This is a genomic window from Deltaproteobacteria bacterium, from assembly GCA_020848745.1.
Lineage (GTDB): Bacteria > Desulfobacterota > Binatia > UTPRO1 > UTPRO1 > UTPRO1.
In genome coordinates, this window is sequence record JADLHM010000137.1 from 1 (window position 1) to 4507 (window position 4507).

At 71.2% G+C, this 4507-nt stretch carries 4 protein-coding genes; 1 reads left to right on the plus strand and 3 read right to left on the minus strand.

All coding sequences use genetic code 11. The annotated features are described in order from the left end of the window. Positions 1 to 154: 154 nt before the first annotated feature. A complete protein-coding gene (locus tag IT293_19630; GenBank protein ID MCC6766873.1) occupies positions 155 to 1357 on the plus strand; it encodes an IS66 family transposase in 1203 nt (400 codons plus the stop codon). On the opposite strand, the gene IT293_19635 is transcribed toward IT293_19630, so the two are convergent. The 3 genes from IT293_19635 to IT293_19645 are packed head-to-tail and all read right to left on the minus strand — an operon-like array spanning position 1285 to position 3933. Then, positions 1285 to 2070, minus strand: a complete 786-nt coding sequence (locus IT293_19635; protein MCC6766874.1) for an ATP-binding protein — start codon at positions 2068 to 2070, stop codon at positions 1285 to 1287. The two genes, IT293_19630 and IT293_19635, sit on opposite strands and share 73 nt — an antisense overlap. Further along, positions 2045 to 3565 (minus strand): IS21 family transposase, encoded by a 1521-nt coding sequence (locus IT293_19640; GenBank protein MCC6766875.1) that lies wholly within the window; start codon positions 3563 to 3565, stop codon positions 2045 to 2047. The genes IT293_19635 and IT293_19640 overlap by 26 nt, the downstream gene beginning before the upstream one ends. Continuing rightward, positions 3562 to 3933, minus strand: coding sequence for a hypothetical protein (locus tag IT293_19645; protein ID MCC6766876.1), 372 nt, complete (start codon positions 3931 to 3933; stop codon positions 3562 to 3564). The genes IT293_19640 and IT293_19645 overlap by 4 nt, the downstream gene beginning before the upstream one ends. Between the last annotated feature and the right edge of the window lie 574 nt (positions 3934 to 4507).

The window sequence follows — 4507 nt, forward strand, 5'->3', positions numbered from 1 at the left end:
CAGCTGCACCTCTGGTAGCAGCGCCCTTCAGGGCGCTCACAGGGCCGCTCGTGAGCGGCCAACATTCCAGCCGCTTTGAGCGGCTCACTCTTCAAATTCCCCCGGCTTTGCCGGGGGATCATTAACGAATTCGTTATGCTTTACAGCAGGACGCGTGGGAGCGGAGGCGGCCGACGCGACGATCGAGACGCTGCACGCCCGCCTCACCGCCCTGGAAACGGCGCTCGCGCAATCGGAAGCCGACCGGGAGCGCTACCGCGCGCTCTACCAGCAGCTGCTCGAAGCGTACGAGAAGCTCAAGCGCGGGCTGCTCGGGCAGCAGGCCGAACGGCTCCCGCCCGATGACCGGCAGCTGACGCTCGATCTGCTCGCCACGCTGCTCGGCGACGCGACGCCCGCGCCGACGCCCCAGCCGGTGCGGAGCCACACGCGGACGCCGCACGGTCGGAAGCCCTTGCCCGCGCATCTCCCGCGCGTCGTCGTCGAGCTGATCCCGCACGACGTGCAGGAGGCGGGCCTCGCCGCCTTCGAGCGCATCGGGGCGGAAGTCAGCGAAGCGCTCGAGCGCCGGCCGGCGTCGTCGGTCATCGTGCAGGTGGTGCGCCCGAAATTCGTGCGCAAGGATCGGCGGCGGGGGGAGCCGACCCAGGTGTTGATCGCCACGCCGGCGGACCTGCCGATCACGCGCGGACTCGCGGGGCCGGGCATGCTCGCCGATTCGATCGTGCGGCGCTGGCAGGACCATCAGCCGCTCCATCGGCTCGAGCGGATCTATGCCCGCGACGGGCTCGCCCTCGCGCGCTCGACACTCTGCGGGTGGCATGCCGAGGCGGCGGCGCTCGTCCGCCCGCTCGTCGACGCGATGTGGACCGATGCGCGGGCGCAGCCGGTGCTCTGCACCGATGCGACGGGCGTGCTCGTGCAAGCGCGCGAGCGGTGTCGGACCGGCCACTTCTGGGTCGTCGCGGCGCCCGGGCGCCACGTGCTCTTCAGCTACACGCCGCGCCACGACGCCGCGGGCGTCGATCGCCTGCTCGCCGGCTACCGCGGCTACCTCGTCGCCGACGCGCATGCGGTCTACGACCATCTCTACGCCGACGGGACGGTCGTCGAGGTCGGGTGCTGGGCCCATCAGCGTCGCTATTTCTTCAAGGCGCTCGGCTCGGAACCCGAGCGGGCGCGCGAAGCGCTCGCGCTGATCGGCGCACTCTTCGCGATCGAGCGCTCGCTCGTCGGCGCTGTTGGCGGACCTGACGAAGCGCGGAAAAATGGACCGCACGTCGGTCACGCCTTCGACGGCCGAGTCTTGGGCGTCGGCTTCGTCTTGAGCGCCTGCTCGGCTTCGCGCAGTCGGTAGCTGTCGCCCGCGATGGCAATGACGTCGGCGTGGTGGATGAGGCGGTCGATGAGGGCCACGGCCGAGGTGGCGTTCGGGAAGATGGTCCGCCAGTCGCGAAACGCCAGATTGGTGGTGAGGACGAGGCTCCGTTTCTCATGCCGACGACTGACGACTTGGAAGAGCAGATCGGCGTTGCGGCTGTCGTAGGAGAGGTAGCCGATCTCGTCGACGATCAAGACGGTGGTGCGGGCGCCGTAGTGGCGGAGGCGACGATCGAGGGCACGCGCGGAGTCCTGCCCGGCGAGGTCGAGCAGGAGTTGCGAGGCGGTGACGAAGTGGACGGAGTGCCCGGCGAGGACCGCCTGATGGCCGATGTTCTGGGCGATCATGGTCTTGCCAAGGCCCTGCGGCGCGACGAGGACGACGTTGCGCGCCTGGGCGATGAAATCGAGCCGGAGCGCCGATTCGACGGCCTCGCGGTCGATCGTCTTCGGCCACGTCCAGTCGAAGTCGGCCATCGGCTTGAAGCGCCCGAGGCGCGCGCGCGCGAGCCGGCGTTCGAGCCCACGACGGGCCCGTTCGTCGGTCTCCAGCTGGACGACGTGTTCGAGGAGCTGGGTCGCGCTCCAGCGGTGCGTGGTGGCGCGGGCGATGAGGTCGTCGAGCTGGGCGGCGGTGGTGCGCAGGCCAAGCGCCGCCAGGAGGTCAGCGAGGGAGGTCGTCGTCGTCATGCGAGGGCTCCGGTCGGGTCGTGAGCGTGTCGTAGGTGGCGAGCGCGTGCGGGGTGACGTGCAGATCGCGGACGCGGGGATCGTCGGGCAGCACGACGGCGAGTGGTGGAGGCGCGCGGCGGGCCCGGGCCTGTTGATCGAGCACGTGCGCGACGGCCGCGGCGCTGACGGCGCCGCGCGCCAGCGTGTCGGCGAGCGCCGCCTCGAGCGCGGGCGCCCCGAAGCGATCGGCGAGATCGAGCAGGCGGCGCGTTTCCGCGAGCAGCGGGTGGCCGCGCCGCGCGAGCGCGTCGAGGAAGGCGGCGGCGTGGGGACAGAGACTGCGGAGCCGATCGCGCCCGCGCAGCTCGTGGGCGGCCCGCTTGACGGCGGCGAGCGCGGCGAGGTGCGCGGGGTCTTCGACGACCTGGCGATGATCGTAGGAGCGGCTGTGCCGCGCGAGCTCGGTGGCGCCGTCGACGATGCGGACGGTGTGTTCGTCGGCAATGAGGGTGAGCGGCCGACGGACCGCCGCGTGCGGGATCGAGTAGTCGTTCCCATCGAAGCGGACGTACGGGGTCTTGCCCGACGTGACCGCGCGCAGCAGGTGGCAGGGAAAGGGATGCGCCGGGAGCGGCAGGAGTCGCGGCTGCTCTTCGGCGAGGGCCGCATCGACGATCCGGCCTGCGGGATCGCCCGGCACGCGGCGCCGATGTGCCGTCGCGGCGATCCAGGCGGCGAGCTGACGATTCAGATCGGCGAGGTCGGCAAACCGCCGCGCCGCGAAGAAGGCGTGGCGCAGGTACTGGATCGTCCGCTCGACCTTGCCCTTTTCATTGCCGCGGTACGGGGCGCACGGCTTCGGCGCGAAGTGATAGTGCCCCGCCAGCTCGAGCAGGCGCGGGTGATAGCGGACGTGGTCGCCCATCCGTTCGAGGACGACGCTCTTGAGATTGTCGTAGAGGAGCGTGCGGGGCACCCCGCCGAGCGCCGCGAAGGCTTCGACATGGCCGCGCAGGAAGCTCTCGAGCGCGTGGTCGAGCGCGAAGCGGGCGTAGACGGCGCGGGACCACGAGAGCACGAGCACGAAGCAGACGAGCGGCCGGCGGGCGTGGCCGACCGTGACTTTGCCGAAATGGCCCCAATCGACCTGGCCCTGTTCGCCGGGCAGCGTCTGCAGGCGCAGGTAGGCTTCGGCCCGTCGCGGGCGCACGGTGCGCACGTAGCGGCGGACGACGAGCACGCTGCCCGGATACCCTCGGCCCTGCAGCATCGCGTGCAGCCGCGTGGCACGCAGCCGAGGATGGCGTTCCAGGACGTCGGCAATGAAGGGTTTGTACGGATCGAGTAGCGACGACGGCACCCGCTGCACGGTCGCCCCGACGAGCTGCTCCCGGTTGAGCGCGCGCACGACCGTCGTGTGGTGGACGCCGAGCTCCGTGGCGATCGTGCCGACCCGCCAGTGCTCGGCGTAGTAGAGCCGCCGGATGCGGACCGTGACCTCGTCGGCGATCATCGCGTCGCGCGCCGCCAGAGCATCCGGCGAAGATCCGCAAAGTCGCCGAAGACGTGCCGCGCGGGCTCGACCGGGATGGCGTCATGACGGACGCAGACGACCGACACCGCGTCGGGCCGGGTCATCCACTCGAGGGCAGCGAGCCAACGTGGCGTGGCGCAGAAAGCGCCCCGGCCGACCGCAGCGACGGCAACGCGGCACGGGCGGTTGGTCCACAGCGTGAGCGCCTCGGCGAGCGCGAGCGCGGCGCGGGGATGCTGTGGGCTGTGCGGCAGCCGGGCTTTCAGGAGCGGGATCGTCCCGTCCTGGACCAAGATGCGTGTCGTGAGCGATCCCGGTGCGATCGCCATCACCAGCGGGTACGACATCGTCGGACACCTCCTGCGCGTCGACCTCGGGCGTCTCGTCACGCGCACCAGCGTCCATGCCTGATCGCGCCCCTGCCGCGGGAGCGTGATGCGTCACTTTTTCACGACGCCGGCGTCGGTAGCGGTGCTGCCGGGCGGCGTGCACGCGGCGCCCGCGCGGGGAATCCTGGTAGCGCATCCCCGCCGCGCGCAGCGTGCCTCGCCGCATCACCCGCGCGCAGTCGCGGCCGCAGTACCACTGGCCCCGGTCGCAGCGGCTGCAGAGGAAAAAGACCTGCCGACAGATCGGCCGGGCACACACCACATACCGCAGCGATTCCACGCGTCCCCGGGCGCCGAACGCGCGCACCGTGGACGCTCGCACGCATTCGTGCGATCGAGGGACACGGCCGTGACGCGCGTCCCCGTGCGTTGCGCCCAGAGGGCTCGGAGTGGCTGCTCCGGGCCCTCGCTGCGTGCAGCGTCAGCGAGCGCGCGCTTTACCCGAGGACGCGAGGGGGCTCAACCACGAGCGCACCCGGTACCGTTCCCCGAGCCTTGTTCAGATTCCTGCGCTTCTTGAGGATCGCCAACA